This window comes from Paenibacillus sp. sgz302164, from assembly GCF_056120505.1.
Genome location: NZ_JBVYOL010000049.1, coordinates 1 through 22,538 on the forward strand (window position 1 = coordinate 1; position 22,538 = coordinate 22,538).

The 22,538-nt window shown below is 52.5% G+C and carries 20 protein-coding genes and 1 riboswitch; of the genes, 14 read left to right on the forward strand and 6 right to left on the reverse strand.

Annotation, left to right across the window (positions count from 1 at the left end; genetic code table 11):
- Positions 1-270 precede the first annotated feature (270 nt).
- Positions 271-936, forward strand: a complete 666-nt coding sequence (locus AC0LWT_RS37670) for an HD-GYP domain-containing protein (protein ID WP_474686998.1) — start codon at positions 271-273, stop codon at positions 934-936.
- Positions 937-1,085: 149 nt separating this feature from the next.
- On the opposite strand, the gene AC0LWT_RS37675 is transcribed toward AC0LWT_RS37670, so the two are convergent.
- The 4 genes from AC0LWT_RS37675 to AC0LWT_RS37690 all read right to left on the reverse strand — a co-directional run bounded on the left by AC0LWT_RS37675 (position 1,086) and on the right by AC0LWT_RS37690 (position 5,293).
- A complete protein-coding gene (locus AC0LWT_RS37675) occupies positions 1,086-1,520 on the reverse strand; it encodes a hypothetical protein (RefSeq protein ID WP_474687000.1) in 435 nt (144 codons plus the stop codon).
- A 123-nt stretch (positions 1,521-1,643) separates the two neighbouring features.
- Entirely contained in the window at positions 1,644-2,117 is a 474-nt protein-coding gene (locus AC0LWT_RS37680) for a C40 family peptidase (protein WP_474687001.1), read from the reverse strand.
- A gap of 3 nt (positions 2,118-2,120) precedes the next feature.
- Positions 2,121-2,258: riboswitch (cyclic di-AMP (ydaO/yuaA leader) on the reverse strand.
- A 200-nt stretch (positions 2,259-2,458) separates the two neighbouring features.
- On the reverse strand, positions 2,459-3,277 hold the full coding sequence (locus tag AC0LWT_RS37685; protein WP_474687003.1) for a hypothetical protein: 819 nt from the start codon (positions 3,275-3,277) through the stop codon (positions 2,459-2,461).
- A gap of 15 nt (positions 3,278-3,292) precedes the next feature.
- The gene (locus AC0LWT_RS37690; RefSeq protein WP_474687004.1) at positions 3,293-5,293 is read right to left on the reverse strand and encodes a M1 family metallopeptidase; all 2,001 of its coding nucleotides are present in this window, start codon (positions 5,291-5,293) and stop codon (positions 3,293-3,295) included.
- A 138-nt stretch (positions 5,294-5,431) separates the two neighbouring features.
- On the opposite strand from AC0LWT_RS37690, the gene AC0LWT_RS37695 reads away from it, so the two are divergent.
- The 4 genes from AC0LWT_RS37695 (at position 5,432) to AC0LWT_RS37710 (ending at position 7,539) form a co-directional block, all read left to right on the forward strand.
- A complete protein-coding gene (locus tag AC0LWT_RS37695) occupies positions 5,432-6,016 on the forward strand; it encodes a TetR/AcrR family transcriptional regulator (protein WP_474687005.1) in 585 nt (194 codons plus the stop codon).
- Between the two features lie 6 nt (positions 6,017-6,022).
- The gene (locus AC0LWT_RS37700; protein WP_474687007.1) at positions 6,023-6,382 is read left to right on the forward strand and encodes a DMT family transporter; all 360 of its coding nucleotides are present in this window, start codon (positions 6,023-6,025) and stop codon (positions 6,380-6,382) included.
- Positions 6,383-6,398: 16 nt separating this feature from the next.
- Complete coding sequence (locus AC0LWT_RS37705; protein WP_474687009.1) at positions 6,399-6,713, forward strand: DMT family transporter; 315 nt, start codon at positions 6,399-6,401, stop codon at positions 6,711-6,713.
- Between the two features lie 334 nt (positions 6,714-7,047).
- Entirely contained in the window at positions 7,048-7,539 is a 492-nt protein-coding gene (locus AC0LWT_RS37710) for a YwhD family protein (protein ID WP_474687011.1), read from the forward strand.
- Positions 7,540-7,712: 173 nt separating this feature from the next.
- On the opposite strand, the gene AC0LWT_RS37715 is transcribed toward AC0LWT_RS37710, so the two are convergent.
- Positions 7,713-9,806 (reverse strand): transglycosylase domain-containing protein, encoded by a 2,094-nt coding sequence (locus tag AC0LWT_RS37715; protein WP_474687012.1) that lies wholly within the window; start codon positions 9,804-9,806, stop codon positions 7,713-7,715.
- 211 nt (positions 9,807-10,017) lie between these two features.
- On the opposite strand from AC0LWT_RS37715, the gene speE reads away from it, so the two are divergent.
- The 3 genes from speE (at position 10,018) to argS (ending at position 13,914) form a co-directional block, all read left to right on the forward strand.
- Positions 10,018-10,845 (forward strand): polyamine aminopropyltransferase, encoded by an 828-nt coding sequence (gene speE / locus AC0LWT_RS37720; protein ID WP_474687014.1) that lies wholly within the window; start codon positions 10,018-10,020, stop codon positions 10,843-10,845.
- A gap of 973 nt (positions 10,846-11,818) precedes the next feature.
- The gene (locus tag AC0LWT_RS37725) at positions 11,819-12,235 is read left to right on the forward strand and encodes a YwiB family protein (protein WP_474687016.1); all 417 of its coding nucleotides are present in this window, start codon (positions 11,819-11,821) and stop codon (positions 12,233-12,235) included.
- A 5-nt stretch (positions 12,236-12,240) separates the two neighbouring features.
- Positions 12,241-13,914: an arginine--tRNA ligase gene (gene argS, locus AC0LWT_RS37730; protein ID WP_474687018.1), complete on the forward strand. Its 1,674-nt coding sequence runs from the start codon at positions 12,241-12,243 to the stop codon at positions 13,912-13,914.
- 177 nt (positions 13,915-14,091) lie between these two features.
- On the opposite strand, the gene AC0LWT_RS37735 is transcribed toward argS, so the two are convergent.
- On the reverse strand, positions 14,092-15,252 hold the full coding sequence (locus AC0LWT_RS37735) for a S8 family peptidase (RefSeq protein ID WP_474687020.1): 1,161 nt from the start codon (positions 15,250-15,252) through the stop codon (positions 14,092-14,094).
- A 377-nt stretch (positions 15,253-15,629) separates the two neighbouring features.
- Here AC0LWT_RS37735 and rpoE point away from each other — a divergent pair, with 377 nt between their 5' ends.
- The 6 genes from rpoE to rho all read left to right on the forward strand — a co-directional run bounded on the left by rpoE (position 15,630) and on the right by rho (position 22,486).
- Positions 15,630-16,202, forward strand: coding sequence for a DNA-directed RNA polymerase subunit delta (gene rpoE, locus AC0LWT_RS37740; RefSeq protein ID WP_474687021.1), 573 nt, complete (start codon positions 15,630-15,632; stop codon positions 16,200-16,202).
- A gap of 320 nt (positions 16,203-16,522) precedes the next feature.
- Positions 16,523-18,127, forward strand: coding sequence for a CTP synthase (gene pyrG, locus AC0LWT_RS37745; protein WP_474687023.1), 1,605 nt, complete (start codon positions 16,523-16,525; stop codon positions 18,125-18,127).
- 144 nt (positions 18,128-18,271) lie between these two features.
- A complete protein-coding gene (locus AC0LWT_RS37750) occupies positions 18,272-18,664 on the forward strand; it encodes a response regulator (protein WP_474687024.1) in 393 nt (130 codons plus the stop codon).
- A gap of 183 nt (positions 18,665-18,847) precedes the next feature.
- Positions 18,848-19,702, forward strand: a complete 855-nt coding sequence (fba, locus tag AC0LWT_RS37755) for a class II fructose-1,6-bisphosphate aldolase (RefSeq protein WP_474687026.1) — start codon at positions 18,848-18,850, stop codon at positions 19,700-19,702.
- A gap of 134 nt (positions 19,703-19,836) precedes the next feature.
- Positions 19,837-21,099 carry a UDP-N-acetylglucosamine 1-carboxyvinyltransferase gene (murA, locus tag AC0LWT_RS37760; protein WP_474687028.1) on the forward strand — a complete coding sequence of 421 codons (1,263 nt, stop codon included), beginning with the start codon at positions 19,837-19,839 and terminating at the stop codon, positions 21,097-21,099.
- A gap of 79 nt (positions 21,100-21,178) precedes the next feature.
- Positions 21,179-22,486 carry a transcription termination factor Rho gene (gene rho, locus AC0LWT_RS37765; RefSeq protein ID WP_474687030.1) on the forward strand — a complete coding sequence of 436 codons (1,308 nt, stop codon included), beginning with the start codon at positions 21,179-21,181 and terminating at the stop codon, positions 22,484-22,486.
- Positions 22,487-22,538: the final 52 nt, after the last annotated feature.

The window sequence follows — 22,538 nt, forward strand, 5'->3', positions numbered from 1 at the left end:
TCGAACAACGATAATTGTGCGAACCCCTATTTACAGCATAAGAGAAAGCTATAGTTTTGCAAGGGATTTTATGTAAAAAAGATCAAAAGCATGCCTTTGGAACGACGGGCGCACAAAACTTAAGGGGCAATGACGGTTATTCTGACGGAACTTATGTCAGCCGGTTCCCACAAAAAAAAGATGGGGTCCCTCTGTTTTCGGAGGTTTATTCCATCTTTTTTATTTGTTAGGGACGACGCTGAGTATTGTGAATGATTGGATGTGACAGTTATGTATTCATCCCCCCGCAGCTGTTTGTATGAAAAAGAACCCGTCCTTGGTTTAAGCCGCTCCAGGGGGATAAAGAGGTGGGCTAATGTGAAAGATTTGTTGTATGTAGACAAACTGCTTCTGCTTTTGAAGAAAGATGTAAATACATACGAGCATAGTTTGCGGGTGGGAAAATTATGCAAGATGATGGCAAGTCTTCTGCAATTGGACGAAAAACAAACGCGTCAGTTAATCCAGGGAGGCTGCTTGCACGATATCGGTAAGCTGTTAATACCGGATCAAATTCTGTTGAAGGATTCGGCGCTCACCGACCAGGAATGGAAAATTATGCAGCAGCATCCCGTTCTGGGCTCCAACATGATGATGGCGTTCACCGATTTGGACCCGAAGATCGCGGAAATCATTCTGTATCATCACGAACGCTGGAACGGCCAAGGGTATCCCAGCGGACTAAGCGGCGAGAACATTCCTGCTTTTGCCCGGATTTGTGCAATTATCGATGCTTTCGACAGTATGGTTTCCGACCGTCCGTACCGCAAAGGCTTATCGATCAACACGGCGGTACAAGAACTTTTGTCACACAGCGGGACGCAGTTTGACCCGGACTATGTAGCCCTCTTTTTAAGTTTGTCCGAATCGTTTCCGGACGTATATCCATTCAAATAAACCGGCCGAGACGGCGGCAACGACTCGATATTAACGTTAAACAGGCGTCTATGTCAATAAATAAGCCGACGGCGCGGCGCTTCCGAACAAAATCCCCCGGACTTTCCCGAAAGGACAGTCGGAGGGATTCTTTTTTTGCGCAAAGAGAGCTACTGTTTTTTAGCGATTTTGGTTAAAATGAGCTGTTTAAGCGAAGCGTCGCCTTCTATGGCTTGTTCTTTATATTCAAACTCTACCTGATCGTCTTTCTTGAACTTTTGCACGGCATCTGTCGTACCGTCTCCCAACTGGAAAGCGGCGGCTTTCTCGTTCACGATAAGCTCGATCGTATGCGGATCGGCCAGGCCTACATAGCATCCCGTTCCTTTTTTCACGGCTGCTGCATCCGCCTGCGGCGTTGCGGACGGGACAGGAGTAACTGTCGGGCTGACTGCCGGACTGGCCGCTGCTGACGGTTCCGGCGTCCTCTCGCTGTTATTCCCGGAGGGGGCATCGCTGCCGCAGGCTGCCAAAGCCAGCGTCAGCGCACTGCTTACCAGCAAGCAGGCCAACTGCCGCTGCCGGCTTTTCTTCGTCTTGTTCATTTCATCACCTCATCTATTGGACGCGGCAGATAAGGTTATGGTTTAGAATAGAAAAAAGCCCTGCAAGCCGCTCAAGAAACGAGCCGTGCTTTGCCGGGGCTTTTTTCACATAAATCGATCAAATTACTTGGATTCAGCAGTCAGTTGGTTGTAAATATCGTCCCACAAAACGCGGCGGGCCGATACGTACCGTTTGGAGTAATAAGACTCACTTAGTTTGTTCTTCATAACACCTTTATCGGTAGCCGAGTGAATGAATTCACCGTCTCCCCAATAGATGCCTACGTGAGAAATACCTTTGCCGTCTGTGTTGAAAAAGACCAAATCGCCTTTGCGCAAGTCCTTTTTATCAACCCAGATGCCTTCTTCGTCTTGAGCTTTGGAACTATGGGGAAGGTCGATACCGAATTGCGCGAACACGTAAGCGGTAAATCCGGAGCAATCAAAGCCTTTCGTTGTCGTACCCGCATACTTGTACGGAGTTCCGAGCAATCCGTCAACCGTTTCATCCAAAGTGGATTGTGCTGCGAAAACACTTCCTGCACCAATACTCAAACACAAAACAAGACTGACAACGAGAGCAACAACCTTTTTCAACTGCTTGTCTCCTTCCGGTGCCTACGAGGTTAGCTGGAGGGTTCGGTTGAAGGTTCCCTATGATCCCTGTGTTGCGAGATCAATTCACCCGGAATGGTTCCCCCGTTTCCCAAAAAATCGGGAATTCGGCATGAAATGTTGGTTTATTTTTCCTAGTGCTTAGGATTCGGCATAAATATCTAAAATCCTCCTTCCAAGTGCACTATTCTATAAAAATATGTGAAATAGTTCGGAAAATAGACAAAAAAAAGCCCCTTTTTCAGGGGCTTGAGCATATTTTCCGATATTTGGGCGTTTTTCGCTGAATATTGCTCATAGATTTAGAGAGCGGCGGGCGTTCGCTACGAATTTGCTTTGGCGGACCACAACTGATATTGAGAGGCTAGTACCCACATTTGCAAAAATATGTTGAAAAGCGGGAACAGCTGATAAATGAGAAGGGCAATCAGACCTGCCCAGATGTAGGAAGCGATGACGCTGACACCCGTCAATAGTCCCGACCCGATCAAAAGCAGCAGAGCGATGCCGACGATAGGAAGCAGGTGCCGGGCAAAGGCGAGCAGGGTGGAGAGAATTCCGCTTCCGGCAGCGAGCGCGAACTGCAGATGCATGAAGAGGAGATGCATGAGAAATCCGTATGCAAGCATTCCGGCCAGCCATGGCAGCATGTCAACGGCGGCGTTCTCGTAAGATCCGCTTTGCGCAAAGATCGACTCGGCCTTCGGGATCAGCCAGGCGAGGGGAAGCAGTGTCAGCGCGATCCGTACTGCGTAGCAGAGGAAAAAGGAGAGCCACATCTCCGATATGCCTTTAAAGAAGCGGTATCCCGCATTTTGGTCGGTGTGGATCAGCGAATAGTAGATGCCGGCGTTCAGCAGCGGCGTAAGCAGCATGCGGCTAGCGAGAAGCACCGCCAGCCACCATAAATAGGAATGGCTCAGGTCCGTTTTGAGCAGTTGAAACTGGCTTTCGGCCAGGAACAAATGCAGCGTCTGCTTGGGCTGGCCGTTTCCCGGAAAGCGATGCATGAGCGGCACGAGCACCGATTGCACCATTTTATAGAGGAGGGCTCCCCAACCCATTTGATACAGGAACAGCATGATGACCGCAAAAGGCTGCCGCAGCGCCGCCCGATAGCCGGACTTCATATAAAGAGTCATGCAGCGTTCTCCTTTCTACCAGGCTACCCAGCCGGAGATCGTTTGTAAAAGCTGAATGATGCCGAGGTTCAAACGTATTTTCCATTTGGGGTCTATCCGGGCCGACATGAAATTGTTGATATGCTTGTTTTCCAGCACGAGCGAATAGCCCGGATCGATGCGAACCCACTCGACGGGAGCCGCATTCGTCAACTTGTACTCTATGCTGCTCTCCGCGCCGTTCCAGACCTTATCCAGTGCGGTGCCATCGGTAAAATGGAATTGAATCGGCACCTCCGGGGAATTGCCGCCCCGTTTGGAGATTAGCACGGTGCTCTCATATCCGGGTTTGCCGTCTGCCAGTGCCGCAGGCTTCACTTGAATCCGATCAACCGCAAAGTCCATCATCATGCTGCCGTACACATACTGGTTGAAAAAATCGTCCCATTTCGCTTTGGTGACTTCCTCCACAACATGTTGAAAATCTTTGGTCGAAGGATGCTTGAACTCCCAGCGGTGGAAGTAGGTCGTCATGATGCGGTCCATCGTCTTGGCGCCGACCTGCTTTTCGATGGCTTTCAGCACCAGCTTGCCGCGTATGTACACATTATCCGCATATTCGCCATGCCCTTTGTAATCCCAGGCATTCAGTTTAAGCGCGTTGGGCGAGGTCACATAGCTGGCCTCTACAGGCAGATTCGGCGAAACGCCGTATTCCGCCTCCATGACTTTGTCCTCCGCGTAGGAGGTGAAGCCTTCGTCCAGCCAAGCTTCTTCGAACTCGTTGGAAGCGACGAGGCCGTAAAAAAATTGATGGCCGATTTCATGAACGACCACCCGTTCCAGCTCCAAATCGGGCTTCTTGTCGCTGGCTCCCCATGCGGTGACCAAGGTCGGATACTCCATCCCGCCTGCGCCGTTGCCGCCTTCCGGAGGGACGACGATGGAGAGCGTGGAGTAAGGGTACGTACCGTACCACTGGCTGAAGCGGGAAAGCGCCTTTTTGGCTGCGTACATGTAGCGGTCTTTTAAATTTTGATGCTTCGGGTCGAGGTAGAGCTTGATTTTGACACCGGGCACCTGCGCCGTGGCGAACGGCTCTTCCACGTATACGAAGTTCGGCGAAGCCGACCAGGCGAAATCGTGCACGTCCTCGGCGTAAAACTGGTAGGTTTTCGTGGCGTTGTCCGACAACGGGGGTTTTACGGGGAACCCCGTCGCGGCGACAATATAGTTGGACGGCACTTTGATGACAACGTCATAGATGCCAAAATCGGAGTAAAACTCCGAGTTGCCATGGTACTGATGGAGGTTCCAGCCATCGGCCGTGCGGCCTCTTGTTCCCGCCGGCTCATACGCGGCGATTTTGGGGAACCACTGTCCGGCCATGACGAAATCGCCGACATAACCCATTCGCGCGAAGGCTGCGGGCAGCTTGACGAGAAACTCCGTTTTGAACGTGACCCGCTCGCCGGGGCCCACCGCTTTGGGCAGAGGCAGCTTAAGCAGGGTATGATCGTCCTTATTGCCGTCATCGGGCTGAACAAACTCCATGCGCATGCTTAAGTCATTGCCGTCCAAAGTTTTGACCGATAAAAGCTCCATGCTGCCGATGCTGTCGGCTTTCGCTTTGTCTTGACGCAGTTTGCCTCCCGACTCGCGCATAAAAGTCGTCTTCTTGGATTGGAACGCATTCGGATATAAATGCAAATACAGTTCTTGCACAGGCGTACCGCCCGGGTTCTCCCAGGTTATCGTTTGCTGTCCTTTAATTTGCCTGGTGTCGGCCGCATATTCCACGTTCATGTGATACTCGGCAATTCGGTAACTGAGCGGTTCGGGAGCCGATTTCTCCGGTGCTTGGGCGGATTCGGGCTGCTGCTTGGCCGGCGTCTGCGGAGCCGGTTCTTCGAGCGCTGCAGGTATCGCGGGCTTGAAAGTGGATGGGAGGAGCGATTCGGACAGCAGAACTGCACCTGCGGCGAGCAGCACGACGAAGGCCCACTGCACCGTGCGGTTTTTGAACAATGGATTCATGATATTCACCCCGTTGACAAGCATCTACAGCATGTATATGTAGACAACCCGGGTATTATTTCTGAAAAGAGAAATTTGCTTTTTTCGCATGAAAGAGCTATAGTTTACCTAACTAATATTAGTTAGGGAGTGAAAGCGATGAGTGCTGAGAGCATACGAGAAGCTGCCCTTGAATTGTTCGCAAGTCAGGGATATGAGAAGACGACGCTAGGCGATATTGCCCGCAAAGTAGGCATTAAGACGCCATCCATCTACGCGCATTACGCTTCCAAGGAAGATCTGTTCTTCGCAGTGACCGAAGAAGTGATTAACAATTACGTGTATGTCATGCGCGACCAATACGGCAAGGAAACCGATGCCGATCCCGAGCGGCAGATCCGGCTCTATTTTCGCCACGTTACGGATACGATCGGCAATGACCGTTATCATTTGTTTTACAAGCGGTTTATCTTTTTCCCGCCGGAGGCGCTGAAGGAGAAGCTGCTGAAGCCTTTTCTTCAAGGGGAGAGCGACATGACGAGCAGCCTGATCCGGATATACGAGGCGGGCGCTGCGGCCGGACAATTCCGGCGGATGGAGCCCGAGGCGTTCGTGGCGGCTTTTTACTGCGCGGTGGACGGTCTGTACATGGAGTTTCAGCTGTATGAAGAAGCCGAATTCCGCAAGCGGAAGCAATTTGTATGGGAGTTTTTTATCGCAGGATTACACTGCGGCAAGGAGTGAAGGGACATGAATAAATATTGGCTGTATGTTGTCATAGCAGGCATTATAGAAATATTCTGGGTCACCGGTTTGAAATACTCCGAATTGTGGTGGGAGTGGCTGATCGTGATTGCGTTCATATCGTTCAGCTTTTTCCTGCTGCTCAAAGCATGCGCGATGCTGCCGACCGGCACGGTCTATGTGGTATTTACGGGAATCGGTACGATAGGTACGGTGCTGACGGAGATGTTATTTTTCCATGAGCCTGTGAATGTGTATAAGCTGCTGTTGGTTGCGCTGCTGCTCACCGGGATCATCGGGTTAAAAAAGGTCACGCATGCGGCCGGCGACGCCCGGGGTCATCATCAGGAGAAACATCAGGTTTAAAGGAGGCCGATTGGTCATGGCATGGTTATTGCTGGTCGTGTCGGGTTTAGGGGAAATATTTAGCGTAATGGGACTCAATAAACTTAGCAAAGGATTTAGTATAAAAGGAATTTTGCTGGTGATCTTCGGGCTGGGCATGAGCTTCTATTTGCTGTCGATTGCCCTGCAGACCATCCCGATGGGAACCGCGTACGGCATATGGACGGGAATCGGCACCGTAGGCGTCACGATTACAGGCATGTTGGTACATGGCGAATCGAAAGATGTGCGCAGGCTGCTGTTTATCGCGATCATTATGTGTTCCACCGTCGGCTTGAAGCTGGTTTCCTAATTGCCGTCGCCCAGATACGCTTTGGAGGCTTCCAGCGCTTCAATGATGCGATCGATGTCAGTCTTGTTTTTGAGCCTTACAGGTTGACGCCATCCTCTACACATTCGATATTCACCGTGTGTTCTTTATTATCAATGAAGATGCGCATATTGTCCGAGTCAAATAACGTTTTCCAAGACATGGGTTCACCTCGCGGAAACAGAATAGACTTATTTTAACATGTTTAAATGGGTCTTGGCCGAGAATTTGGCCCGTATCTTGTTCTTGCCGGTTACTTTGGCTACAATAAAGCAAAGGAATGTTTATACAGAGGAAGGCGGGAAGGTGACCGAATATGGAAGCTGATAAAAAGAAGCTGGCTTTAAATATAGTTAACTCCAAGACGAATCACAAAGGGTTTGGCGCAGGCTCGATCGACCTTAGCAACGTTTCCGGCATCATCATCGATGGCGGGGAAGCTTATTTGGACGAAGGGACGCTGCACGCCAAAAGTAAAATCGAGAAAGGCATCAAGTTCTCGACGAACAAGGAAGATGTGCCGAACGGCCGCAAATGCTGGATCGTCTGGGTAGCGGTAGACCGCACGGAAGAAGGGGCTTATTATGCGGGCATGACGGCTTGCGAAATGCTGATTGACACCGAAGCGCGCAGAGGCTGGAAAATCCTCGCCGATCACGTCAACAAGATGGACGCCGCGATGAAACGGAAATTTATTTTCGACGGCTTGAGCGATGAGGAGAAGGCAGCGCTCAAAAACAGTTTAGTCGCCCATAATGCAGAGTGGTGGAACCGGTCGGACCAAAGCCTCAAGGATACGCTTTCATAAAGCTTCCGGGTGGCGCTTCGGCAAATGTGAACTTTATGTGTCATCCATTGTGACGGTAGAGTGAACCGGGTATACTAAACCCTAGTGTATGTTACACCATATACTAGGACAGCAAAAAGGCAGACTAAGACGCGCTTAGTTCTGCCTTTTTGTGTTGTCTGAGGACGGCCCTCCTAGTCGTTCCACCAGCGTTTCAAATCGTTCCACCAGGAGCTGTTTTTGCCTTTGGGTTCTTCCTTCTTGCCGTCGCCGGCCGTTTCTTTGGCCGGTTTGCCCGTGCAGTACGTCTTCGGTTCCGTGCCGGCCAGGAACGCCTCCATGCGGGAGTTCGGGCAGTCCTCGTTGGACAGCTTGCCGGTAGCCGGATCGATGTAGACGGTAGTGACCCCTTCCGGAATCGGAAACAGCTTCGGAGGGATCGCGTCCAGCGTCTGCTCGGTGAACTCGGCGAAAATCGGCGAAGCCAGATGGGACTCGACATTGCCGATAGTCCGGTCCTTGTCGTAGCCGACCCAGACCGCGGTCGCGAGCTCGGGCGTGAACCCGACCATCCAGGCGTCGGTGTCCGTCGTGCCCGTTTTGCCGGCGATCGGACGCTTGAGCGTGCCGGCGACCCGGTTCCCCGTGCCGCCTTCATCAAACACGCTTTCCATCAAACTAGTCATAACGTAAGCGACGGGCGGGTCGATGACTTTCTCCGGCACAGCCTGCGCCTGATAAAGGATATTGCCGTTCGCATCCTCAATCCGCTCGATAGCCGTCGGCTGGAAATGGACGCCCTGATTGGCGATCGTGCCGAAAGCGGAGGCCATCTCGATCGGGCTGACCGGAAAGGAGCCGAGCGCCAAAGAAGGCAGCGGCTTCATAGCACTGTCGATGCCCAGCTTACGCGCGAGATCGATCACTTTGGCGGGCCCCACATCGAGAATGGTGTGCACCGCGTAGATGTTATCGGACTTCGATATCGCTTGGCGCATGTCGATATTGGCATTCACGTATTGATCGTTAAAATTACGCGGCGTATACGTCTGCCTGCCTTCGTCGTAAGTAAACACAGTAGGCTCGCTCTTGACCTGGCTTACGGGCGTATACCCGTTTTGCAGCGCCACTGTATAGACGAACGGCTTAAACGAAGAACCGGGCTGCCTCGTATTGGAAAGCGAGCGGTTGAACTGGTTCTCCGAGTAGTCGCGGCCGCCGACCATCGCTTTAACCGCACCCGTACGGGGATCGATGGCGACAAGCGCCGCCTGGATGTCCGGGTATTTGTCCAACTGTTTGGCGATGACTTCTTCAGCGGTCTTTTGCGCGTTCATGTCTAAAGTTGTGTAAATTTTTATGCCGCCTTGATCGAATTGTTCTTCGCTTATGCCGAGTTTGTCGGTGGCGATGGAGCGCACATAATCGCGGAAATACGGGGCCGCAGCGGTTTTTTTCTTGGAGAGCGGCTGTATGGCCAGCTTTTCCTTGGCTGCGGCCGCCGCCGCTTCCTGGGTAATGAAACCGCCGCGGACCATCGTTTGCAGCACCACTTTTTGCCGGTCCAGCGAATTTTGCAGATCGTAATAGGGCGAGTAATAGCGCGGCCCTTTGGGGACGCCTGCGATCAGGGCGCTTTCCGCCAGCGTCAATTCGCTTGCATGCTTGCCGAAAAACAGCTCCGAGGCGGTTTCAATGCCGTAAGACGAGTGCCCGTAATAAATTTGATTCAAATAATTTTCCAGAATCTGGTCCTTGCTAAGCTGCATTTCCATCTGAATGGCAAAGACAGTTTCTTTGATTTTGCGCGCCCAAGTGCGGTCGTGGTTCAAATATAAATTCCGGGCGAGCTGCTGGGTAATCGTTCCGGCGCCTTGAACTTTCGCCATGTGCTGCACGTTGACGACCGCCGCCCGGGCCACCGCCTTCACATCAACGCCGAAATGATCGTAAAAATGCTGATCCTCCACGGCGAGCGTAGCTTTAATGAGATTGGGGGAAATGTCTTTCAGACTGACAATCTCCCGATTTTGGCCTGTATAGAACGTATCGATCAGCTCGCCGTGAGCGTCGTACATCTGCGACGTTTGCAGCATTTTGGTGACAGGCAGCGTCTGCGTACGCAAATACAGCAGCCCTATGGCTGCCGTCACGAGCAAAAGAATGACGGACGAAAACAGGAATGAGAACATCTTTTTGATGCGGCGCATCCAGCGGATCGACGGGAGCTCCTTGTTTTTGGGCGGGATAGGCGAGCCCGCTGACGGCGGACGTTTGTTATCGGTCATTCCCTCGTACCCCTTTCGTTGAACAAAACCTCTATTATGCAGTATGGAAAAGCTTGGCGCGGCGTATTCAAGCAATTGTAAATATTTTTTAAAATAACGGGGAAAAGACGAGGAAAACATTGCATTTTAGAGGTAATGCACTATAATACAATGGGAACACTGATCATGGAGCTTATTTTATCCAAATATAGAATAGAAAGAAGGCATGAACATGGAATTATGGTACACGGAGAAGCAAACGGACAGCTTCGGCATTACTGCGAAAATTAAAGAAACTTATGTAAGAGAACAAACCGATTTCCAGGATCTTGCGATGATCGAAACCGAAGAATGGGGAACGATGCTCGTGCTGGACGGAATGGTCATGACTACGGTCAAAGACGAGTTCGTCTATCACGAAATGGTGGCGCATCCTGCGCTCGTCACTCATCCGAACCCGGAGCAAGTGCTCGTCGTGGGCGGCGGAGACGGCGGCGTCATCCGTGAGATCATGAAGCATCCGAAAGTGAAAAAAGCCGTGCTTGTCGATATCGACGGCAAAGTGATCGAGTACTCCAAAAAATATTTGCCGACAATCGCCGGCGAACTGGACAACCCTCGCGTACAAGTGATCGTGAACGACGGCTACATGCACATTCACGACCACAAAAACACATACGACGTAATCATGGTCGATTCCACGGAGCCTGTAGGCCCTGCTGTGGAGCTGTTCACCAAAGGATTTTATCAAGGCATCTATGACGCGTTAAAAGAAGACGGCATTTTCGTCGCGCAGACGGACAACCCTTGGTTCAAAGCCGACCTGATTCAAACCGTCAACCGCGATGTCAAAGAAATTTTCCCGATCGTACGCGTATACTGCGCCAACATTCCTACGTACCCAAGCGGTCTGTGGACGTTCACAATGGGCAGCAAAACGCATGATCCGCTTCAAGTGGAAGAGTCTTCCATCCCGGAATTCCCGACCAAATACTACACGCCGCGCCTGCATAAAACAGCTTTCGTACTGCCTAAGTTCGTAGAAGATTTAGTGAAGTAAACCATAGAAAAAGCCGTCCGACACTTCTCGATCGCAGAAGCGGAAGACGGCTTTTTTGAGCGTCGGCGAAAGGCTGGGCGAGCGTAAGCGGCAAGGCAGGCGCTAAAGCCGCCTGCTGCCGGGGCGCATCCCGCGCGAGCGCCGATAGCGGAACGCGGGCGTGTCCAGCGTGAGTACCGACAGCGGACGAGGAGGCGGATGCGTCTAGCACGAGTACCAGCAGCGGAATGCGGAAGAGGAAGCGTCCGGCGCGAGTACCGGTATTGCTCCCTGCTACACCCGCGAAAGCGCTCTTGTGAGCCCCGCCGAACCCTACCGAGCTTTCCTGGGCCCACCTGAGCTCACCCTCCGAGCCCCCTGGGCCCACCCGAGCCTACCCGAGCCCGAAAAACTGCAAAAGTGCAGGCTTTTTCGCAGGAATCGGCCTGTTTGAGGGAAAAGCCTGCAATTGTGCAGGAATTCCTGGCATAAGAGGTCTGAAACTTACTTTTGGCTAGAAAAACCTGCACATTTGCAGGAATTTTGCGCTGCAAGCGTATCGAAGGGCAAAAGCCTGCACTTTTGCAGGTTTTCAGCGTGGAGCTAGTGATGACGCAGCTGCTGCGTTTTTCGACAAAGGCCGAGACGGGCAAATGCTCAAAACGGAAGTGTCTGCGCATCCGAAATTTCTCACAAGCGTGCTCCCTGCGGCTTCCCGCAGGCGGCCCCTGCCGTTTTACCGGCATGCGGTCGACCGGCCGCCGTCTTGCAGCGCACCGCGCGCCGGGAGCTACAAGACGGTGCGGCCGCGCCGACCCACCGACCCGCCCCAGCCAGTACGCAGGGTGACCAGTCCGTCAGTTACTGTACGTGTCGACAAACGGAATAACGTCAGCGACGGATTGAATTCGCAGACCTTATATTATACACTAATAGCTAACTTGCCTTATCTTGACATAGGGCGTAAGGAACAAGGGACAGGAGAACGTGAGGCATGACGGCTAACGCCAAGCAGAGAGTACGGCTCCGCCTCGAAAGCCGAAGCGGCGGCCGGACGACGAAGCAATCGATGGAAGGCGATCTCTATTTTAAGGGAGAGCACGTATACATTCGGTACGAAGAGCCTCCTTCCGAGCTGGGGCGCACCGTGACGCTGCTTAGGCTGGAAGCCGGTGAGGTTCGGATTATCCGGCAGGGAGATGTGCGGGCGGAGCAGACTTTTGCGCCTGGCGAGAAACGGATCGGCTTTTACCAGACCGCTCAAGGCAGAATGGAACTTGAGATGAAGACTCATGAGCTATCGCAAGATATTCGCGCCGGAATCGGCACAGTATCGTGGAGCTACGATTTATATGCGTCAGGAGAGCATGCAGGACATTATCGGATCAAGCTTTTGATTCAGGAGGGGTAATACCGATGGATATTCTTAATGAAGTGAAGACAATCGTCAAACAGGCGATTCAGGACGCGATAACGGCGGCAGGCATCGTGGAGGCTTCCCAGATTCCCGACATGGCGCTGGAAGTTCCGAAAGACAAGGCGCACGGCGATTTCGCCACGAATGCAGCCATGCAGCTCACCCGTATCGCCAAGCAAAATCCGCGGCAGATCGCAGAGCAGATCATCGCGCATCTGGACAAGGAAAAAGCGTACATTGCCGAAGCGAACATTGCAGGGCCGGGATTTATCAATTTCAAAATGAACAAAAGCTACTTGTACCCGATCATCGGCGAAGTTCAGCGCCAAGGCGAGCGCTTCGGTTCCGTCAATATCGGACAAGGCCTCAAGGTGCAGGTGGAATTCGTCAGCGCGAATCCGACGGGGTCTCTGCATTTGGGACATGCCCGCGGAGCGGCTGTCGGCGACGCGCTGTGCAACGTGCTTGAGCTGGCGGGCTATAACGTTACCCGCGAGTATTACATCAACGATGCCGGCAACCAGGTGCTGAACCTGGCCAAATCGATCGAAGCCCGCTATCTCCAGGCGCTCGGCCGGGAAGCCGAAATGCCGGAGGACGGCTATTACGGCGAAGATATCAAAGGCTTTGCAGCCGAGCTTGCGGCTGACAAAGGCGACAGCCTGCTCAATATGCCAGAGGACGAGCGCCGGGCTTATTTCCGCACCTACGGGCTGGAAAAGGAATTGGACAAAATCAAGCGCGATCTCGGACGCTTCGGCGTTCAATTCGACGAATGGTTCTCGGAAACGTCGATCTACGAGAACAATCTGATTCCGGGCGTGCTGCAGGAGCTGCGGGACAAGGGACATATTTTTGAAGAGGAAGGCGCGACCTGGCTGCGCACGACGCCTTTCGGCGACGATAAGGAGCGCGTTCTGATCAAAAACGACGGCTCCTTCACGTATTTGACGCCGGATATCGCGTACCACCGCAACAAATTCCAGCGCGGCTACGACCGCCTGATCAACATTTGGGGCGCCGACCACCACGGCTACATCCCGCGGATGAAGGCGGCCATGACGGCGCTTGGCTTCGAAGCGGACAGGCTCGTCGTGCTGATCGCGCAGATGGTGAGCCTTTTCCAGAACGGGGAAAAGGTGAAAATGTCCAAGCGGACCGGCAAAGCGGTCACGATGGAGGATCTCATGGACGAGGTGGGCGTCGACCCGATCCGCTATTTCTTCACGATGCGGAGCATGGACTCGCATCTGGATTTCGACATGGATCTCGCGGTATCCCAATCCAACGAGAATCCGGTGTTCTACGTGCAGTACGCGCACGCGCGGATCTGCAGCATCTTCCGCCAGGCGGAAGAGCAGGGCGCCCGGCTGCTGCCTTTGCAGCAGGTCGACCTCTCCCGCCTCACGGCGGAGGCGGAGTTCGATCTGCTGCGCAAAATCGGCGAACTCCCCGAGGAGGTCGCCGTCGCGGCCGAGCAGTATGCGCCGCACCGGCTCATCCGCTATGTCTATGAACTGGCGAGCCAGTTTCATAGCTATTACAAAGCCGAGCGCGTCATCACCGACGACGCGGCTCAGACGCAAGCGCGCCTGGCGCTGCTCGGCGCGGTGCGCACAGCGCTCGCCAACGTGCTTCGCACCGTTGGCGTCAGCGCGCCGGAGCGGATGTAGCTTCCGCTCCGCCGGCCATACAACAGGCCCCGACGACGATCGGGGCCTGTTGTTNCGGCGCGGTGCGCACAGCGCTCGCCAACGTGCTTCGCACCGTTGGCGTCAGCGCGCCGGAGCGGATGTAGCTTCCGCTCCGCCGGCCATACAACAGGCCCCGACGACGATCGGGGCCTGTTGTTATTTCAGCGCGTTGATCGCGCGCCGGGCATTGAGCTGCCCGGGCTGCCATGCGCCGCTGCTGGTGCGTTTGCCGAGGCTGCTGGAGCTGCGCCTCAGGATGTTTTTGATCTGCAGCGGCCGCAGATTCGGCTTGATGGCCAGCATCAAGGCGACGACGCCGCTGACGTGTGCGGTGGCCATCGAGGTGCCGCTGAGCTCGTTGTATTTGCCCTGAAGCCAGGCGGAATATATATGCTCGCCCGGCGCGTACACATCGATTTGCTTGCTCCGGTTGCTGAAGGGAGCGATTTTGAGAGCCCGCGTCGTAGCGCCTACGGAGACAACTTGCTGGAAGCGCGCCGGAAAATCGATCGTTTTGCGCTTTCCGTCGTTGCCCGACGAGGCGACGATGATTGTCCCTTTATAATAGGCATTGAGCACCGCGTATTCCAGGGAACGGTTGTACATCTTCATGCCGAAGCTCATATTGATAATGTGAAGACCGTTTTGAACGCACCAATCGATGGCGGCGACAATATCGGATACATAGGCGCTGCCGTTGTAATCGAAAGCTTTTACCGGGTGAATGATCGCCCTGGGAGCTACGCCGATAATCCCGTTGTACCTGCTGGCGGCGGCGATGGTGCCGGCGATATGCGTTCCGTGACCGTTATCGTCTATGGGCAGCATGCTCCGGTTCAGCATGTTGATGCCTTTGTCGATGGAATTGCGCAGGTCCGGATGGCTGTAGTCGATTCCGGTATCGATGACGCCGATGCGGATCCGTTGGCCGGTGGACTTGTTCCACACATCCGGTGCGTTGATTTGATCGATGCCCCAGGGGATCGTTTGCGATCCTGTAAACGCATTTCCTCGTTTTACAGACGCTTTTTTGCCGACGGCTTGATGAACCGTCACTGTCGTATCTTCCTCGATGTCGTCCACTTGCGGCGCTTCCCTGAGCCTGGAGTCTTCGGGCAGCACGCAGGAAAATGCATGAATGATGCGAAGGTCGCGGACTTCGGCGAGATTGGGGAGCCGGGATTTCATCCGTTTCAACTGCTCGCTGCAGATATTGTAATCCTTAGCTGACGGGAAATGGATAATTTGCTTTTTGCCGGCTTCTTTCGCGAGGCCGATCTCCTCATGAAGCAGGTGAAGAAAGGTGGCCGAATCCATGGATGCCATCCCCCCGTTACAGCATAGATTCGAATCTTCCCTATCCTATGTACAGGTCTTCCGGCATGACCGTGTCATCGCCTTTTTTGCAAATAATTAGGTGCGAAGCCGTGTCAGATGCTTAGATGCGACATAGGATGAAGAGAGAGGCGCAGCAGGAGTGTCTCTTTCTCAGGTGGCGGAGCCGGCCGTGATTCGCGTGCTGATTCCCGAGGATACAGTCGCAAGCGAAGGGGGACCTTCGCTTGGTTTTATTTTCAGGCGTTAATCCCGCAGTGGATAGTTGCATTTTTAGGAGAAATAGGTTTTACTTAATGAAGATATTGGATAAGGTAGATAGAAGAACTTGAGAAGAAGGTCGAAGGGATGTGCCTTAGATGAGTAGCGAATACACACTCAAAATCAATGCAGAGCAGGCGCGCGAAATGCCGATGGTGGATTTGGCGTTTGAATTGCTGAAATCGGCGAACACGCCGTTTTATTACCGTGACCTGATGATGGAAATTGCTAAAATTAAAGGGTTGTCCGAGCAGGATGTCATGCAGGTGATCGCCCAATTATATACGGAAATCAATATCGACGGCCGGTTTGCTTGCGTAGGCTCCAATCTGTGGGGACTGAAACGATGGTATCCGGTGGAGAAATCCGAGGATTCGGTCGGCAACGCGAAACGTCCGAGAATCATCAACGACGAAGACGACGATCTCGACGAGGACATCTATGCGGAGGAAGAAGAAGATACATACGCAGAGGAAGACGAGTACGATGCGTTTGGCGCTGATTCCGAAGACGAGGTGGAGGAGGATTCCGAATTCTTCGAGGACGAAGAGATTGAAGAAGAGGATCTGGGCGACGCCGAGATTGAGGAAACGGACGAAGAGCTCGAAGAAGATCTGGATGAAGAAGAGGAAGAATCCGATTTCGACGAAGAGGATGAAGAGGAGAAATAACTTGTCTTGACATCCGCCATTCGTTCAGAGTAAACTATTGCATGGGCTTTAAAAGAAACTTAACAAATCGCTGATGCGTTCGAAAAGTGCCCCCGTCACTACGGGTGTCACTTTTTTTGTTTTATTGGCCGTTTTTGACCGGTGTTCATGAAAATGATGATTTTGCAGAAACTAGAAATCAGGTGCTGTCGCGGTTTTTGCATGTCGGATGCGCTTCTTGCAGCAGCGCGTTTTCGATGAAAGACGGCCTGCCTGCGCTAATATTTTTTTATGCTTACGATGCCAGTTTTCTGGCGAAAACTTTAAGGAGGGCTACATAAATGACAAAATATATTTTCGTTACGGGAGGGGTTGTGTCTTCTCTCGGAAAGGGGATTACTGCAGCTTCCTTAGGGAGACTTCTCAAAAACAGGGGTCTGAAGGTTACGATTCAAAAGTTCGACCCGTACATTAACGTAGACCCGGGAACGATGAGCCCTTACCAGCACGGGGAAGTGTTCGTAACCGACGACGGCGCGGAGACGGATCTGGACTTGGGCCATTATGAGCGTTTTATCGATATTAATTTGTCCAAAAGCTCCAACGTCACCACAGGCAAAGTGTACTCCTCCGTCATTACCAAAGAGCGCAGAGGCGAGTATTTGGGCGGTACGGTGCAGGTGATTCCGCACATTACCAACGAGATCAAGGATCGGGTGCTGCGCGCCGGACGGGAAGCGCAGTCCGATGTGGTCATCACGGAAATCGGCGGTACTGTCGGCGATATCGAGAGTTTGCCGTTCTTGGAAGCGATCCGTCAAATGAAAAACGACATCGGGCGCGAGAATGTCATGTACATTCATGTGACGCTCATTCCTTACATCAAAGCGGCCGGCGAAGTGAAGACGAAGCCGACGCAGCATAGCGTCAAGGAACTGCGCGGATTGGGCATCCAGCCGCATGTGATCGTATGCCGTACGGAGTACTCCCTGACGGAAGACATGAAGCGCAAGCTCGCTTTGTTCTGCGATATCGATCCGGCGGCGGTCATTGAGTGTAAAGATGCGGAGACGCTCTATGAAGTGCCGATGATGCTGCGCGAACAAGGTCTCGACGACTACGTGTGCAAGCATCTCCAATTAAAAACGAACGCTCAGCCGGATATGACCGAGTGGGAAAATCTGGTTCGCCGCGTCAAATCGCTCTCGCAAAAAACGGAAATCGCCATCGTGGGCAAATATGTCGCGCTGCACGACGCTTATCTCAGCATCGTCGAAGCGCTCGGCCATGCGGGTATCGACAACGATGCCGAAGTGAACATCCGCTGGGTGAATGCGGAGGAAGTGTACGACCATAACGTTCACGAGCTGCTGGAAGGCGTTCACGGCATTCTCGTTCCGGGCGGCTTCGGCGACCGGGGTATCGAAGGCAAAGTGTCCGCGATCCGCTATGCGCGCCAGCAGCAAATTCCGTTCTTCGGCATCTGCCTGGGCATGCAGGTTGCCGTTATCGAATACGCCCGCACGGTTGCGGGCCTCGACGGCGCGAACAGCTCGGAGATCAATCCGACTACGGCGTATCCGGTGATCGACCTGCTGCCCGAGCAAAAGGACATTGAAAATCTGGGCGGCACGATGCGCCTCGGCCTATATCCTTGCAAGCTTGTTCCCGGCTCCCTGGCGGCGAAATCCTACAACGACGAGCTGGTCTATGAAAGACACCGCCACCGGTACGAGTTCAATAACGAATACCGCGAGCTGATTGAAAAAGCGGGCCTCCGCATCTCCGGCACGTCGCCGGACGGAAGACTGGTGGAAATGATCGAGGTTCCGGATCATCCGTGGTTCCTTGCGGTTCAGTTCCATCCGGAGTTCACTTCGCGTCCGAACCGTCCGCAGCCGTTGTTCCGCGAGTTCGTAAAAGCCGCTTTGCAGCTTAGCCGCTAAGACATCCCTCCTGCAAAAGTACTTTTTTGTAAAAGTTTGCAATAAACTTTTCGATTAAGGAAGGATATTGAGAACGAGTAGCGAATATGATACAACCATAGTAATGGGGCAATCGTTATTCGTTTTCGGGAGGGAACCGGGCTTATGAAGAAGAAAGTGTTGATTGTTGACGATCAAAACGGAATTCGCGTACTTTTAATGGAAGTGTTCAGCAACGAAGGATACGATACCTATCAGGCATCGAATGGAAAACTGGCTTTGGAAATTGTGAAAAATTCCTCTCCTGACCTTGTACTGCTCGATATGAAAATTCCCGGCATGGACGGACTCGATATTCTCAAGCATTTGAAAGCGATCGATCCGTCCATCAAAGTCATTATGATGACCGCGTACGGCGAACTTGATATGATTAAAGAAGCGACCGATCTTGGAGCGATTATGCATTTTACGAAACCTTTCGATATTGACGAGCTCCGCTTGGCTGTCAACAGACAGCTGAACAATGAATCAAGCAGCGGTTTTGCTGTGGGATCCTAAATATTAGGGTCTTTTTTTATTACAATCGGGAACTTTTGGAAGATAGGCCTCCCAGCTTAGAATTTCCTTAAAAAGCGCCGGGCTTGTTTATCATTTAATCAAATATGTGCTATAATATGTCAGTATGACAAAGAGCGGTATACACACGCATCTACTACCAAAGGTACTAGGAGGAAGAGAATCATGGCATTGGTCTCAATGAATGAATTTTTACCGAAAGCGAAAGCGAACAAATACGCGGTCGGCCAGTTCAACATGAACAACCTTGAATTTGCACAAGCGATCGTGGAAGCTGCAATCGAACTGAAATCCCCGTTTATTTACGGTGTTAGCGAAGGCGCACTGAAATACATGGGTATCGAGTTTACAGTGGCTATCGCCGAAGCAGCAGCTAAGAAATCCGGTCTGCCTATCGCTTTGCACCTGGATCACGGCAGCTCCTTTGAAGTGGCAATGAAATGTATCCGTGCGGGATTCAGCTCCGTTATGTTCGACGGATCGCACTATTCGTTCGAAGAAAATATCCGCTTGACCAAAGAAGTCGTAAAAGCGGCGCGCGCTATGGGCGTATCCGTGGAAGGCGAGCTGGGTACTATCGGCGGCGTCGAGGACGACATCAGCGTAGATCAAGAGCATGCTAACCTGGCTAAACCGGAAGAAGCGATCCGCTTCTATGAAGAAACAGGCGTTGACTGCCTCGCGATTGCCGTAGGTACCGCACACGGCATGTACGCCGGCGAGCCTAACATTCATTTCGACATCATCGAGCAAGTATCCAAAGCGATTCCTGTACCTGTCGTACTGCACGGCGGTTCGGGCGTACCTGACGAAATGATCCGCAAATCGATCGCAGCAGGCGTTGGCAAAATCAATGTGAACACGGAGAACCAAGTTGCTTGTACCGAAGCTATTCGCGAAGTATTGAACAAAGATGCGAAAGTGTACGATCCTCGCAAATATCTCACCCCTGCCCGTAAAGCCATGATCGACGTGGTAAAATCCAAAATTGAACTGTTCGGAAGCAGCAACCAAGCTTAATTCCAACTGTATAGATCTTGTGGGAAATGCTATCGATTATCGATGCGTTTCCCTCTTCTGTTTTTGTTCAAGGGATTAGTGCGTCCAGCCCGCGCACAGCAAGAATGTACCTGATGTAGGGGGAAGAAGAAAACATGTCGGAAAAATTAATGGTGGTCGGAGGCCGGCCGCTGCGGGGAACGGTTCAAATCAGCGGTGCCAAAAACAGCGCCGTGGCTTTGATTCCTGCTGCTATTCTTGCGGAATCGCCAGTAACTTTGGATAATCTGCCTCATCTTAGCGATGTGGCTACATATACAGAAATTTTGACAGATTTGGGAGCTTCCATTGATTGGCACGAAGACAGGATGACCATTAATCCAAGCGTAATGAGATCCATTCCGATGCCGAACGGCAAAGTGAAGAAGCTGAGAGCCTCCTATTATTTGATGGGCGCTTTGCTTGGCAGATTCGGAGAGGCGACCATCGGACTTCCGGGGGGCTGCAATTTCGAACCCCGACCTATCGATTTGCACATTAAAGGCTTCGAAGCGCTCGGAGCGGTCGTCAGCAACGAAAACGGCGCATTGAAAATACGTGCCAAGGAGCTCCGCGGAGCGAAAATTTATCTGGATATGGCCAGCGTAGGCGCCACGATCAATATTATGCTGGCGGCATCGCGCGCCAAAGGTTCCACTTTGATTGAAAACGCGGCCAAAGAGCCTGAAATTATAGATGTGGCAACACTGCTCAATTCCATGGGAGCCAAAATCAAAGGAGCGGGTACGGAGACGATCCGTATCGAAGGCGTTACGGAGATGCATGGCTGCCGTCATTCGATTATTCCGGACCGCATTCAGGCGGGAACATATATGATTGCCGCAGCGGCGACGCGCGGAGACGTTACGGTAGACAATGTCATTCCCAAGCACATGGAAGCTCTGACTGCCAAGCTGCAGGAGATGGGCGTGCATATTTACGAAATGGATGAATCGATTCGTGTCGTAGGCCAGCCTGAATACGAGAGCGTGGATGTAAAAGCGCTGGTATATCCCGGCTTCGCGACGGATCTGCAATCTCCGATGGCCAGCTTGCTCTGTCAGGCGCGCGGCGTGAGCATTTTGACCGATCATGTATACAGCAATCGTTTTAAACATATACCTGAACTCGTGCGCATGGGCGCGAGAATGAAAGTGGAAGGCCGTTCGGCGATCATTGAGGGATCGCAGCTCAGCTCGGCGAAAGTGAAGGCGACCGACCTTCGCGCCGGCGCTTCGCTGGTTATTGCCGGACTAAGCGTCATGAGCGGCGGCATCACTGAAGTATCCGGAGTCGAATTTATCGACAGAGGCTATGAGAACCTGGTTTTCAACCTGTCTTCGCTCGGAGCGGAGGTATGGCGCGAAGCCGAGGAATAAATATCCTTCAGCTAGGCAATGCTAGCTACTACATTTCTGGATATTCATAGAAAATTTAATAGTTTGGTGGTTGAAATTAATGAGTATGCATCTTGCTGAGCTTGAAGCATTGAAGTTAACCGATTTGTATAAGCTGGCAAAAAAACATCAGATTCCCTACTACGGACAGCTTAAGAAAAAAGAACTTATATTTGCGATTTTACGCGCTCAAGCAGCGGAGAGCGGACTGATGTTCATGCAAGGCGTCCTCGAAATTTTGCAGGAAGGCTTCGGCTTCTTACGGCCGATCAACTACCTGCCGAGCTCTGAGGACATTTACATCTCCGCATCCCAGATCCGTAAATTCGATCTGCGTTCCGGCGATGTCGTGTCGGGGAAATGCCGGCCGCCTAAGGAGAACGAGCGTTATTTCGGTCTTCTGCAGGTAGAGGCCGTGAATGGGGAGAAGCCGGAAACGGCATCCGAGCGGCTGCACTTTCCGGCGCTGACCCCGCTTTATCCGCAAACCCGGGTTATACTCGAAACAACCCCTAACAAGCTTTCGACTCGTATTATGGATATGCTAGCTCCTGTCGGACTCGGACAACGCGGCTTGATCGTAGCCCCCCCAAAAGCAGGCAAAACGTTGCTGCTTAAGGAAATCGCCAACAGCATCTCCACCAATTACCCCGATATCGAATTGTTTGTTCTCCTGATCGACGAGCGTCCCGAGGAAGTTACCGATATGCAGCGCTCGGTCAGAGGGGAAGTGGTAGCGTCCACATTCGACGAACTGCCGGAAAACCACATTAAGGTCGCCGAACTGGTGCTTGAGCGCGCTATGCGTCTTGTTGAGCATAAGAAAGACGTAGTTATTTTGCTGGACAGCATCACGCGTTTGGCCAGGGCTTATAATCTTGTGGTGCCTCCTACGGGCAGAACGCTCTCCGGCGGTATCGATCCCGGCGCATTCCACCGGCCCAAGCGCTTTTTCGGGGCTGCCCGGAACATCGAGGAAGGCGGCAGTTTGACGATTCTCGCTACGGCGCTTGTGGAGACGGGCTCGCGGATGGACGACGTCATCTATGAAGAATTCAAAGGGACGGGGAATCTGGAGCTCCATCTGGACCGCAAAATGGCGGAACGCCGCATTTTCCCGGCCATCGATATCCGCCGCTCGGGTACGCGCCGCGAAGAAGCGCTGCTCGGCAAGGAAGAGCTGGAAAAAATTTGGGCGCTGCGCAAAGGCATGAACGACTCGCACGAATATACGGAAGCTTTTATCAAAAAGCTGGCCGATACCAAGACAAATCAGGAGTTTTTGGATTCGCTCGCCTCCCCGTCGTCGTCCTCAGGATCAAGTACGGGCGGGAACAACAAGGGGAAAGTCAAAAACTCGGCTTCATAACGAGAGTGGCATGCGTATGAAGCGGCTTTTCTAAAGAAATCTTAAGGAGTAC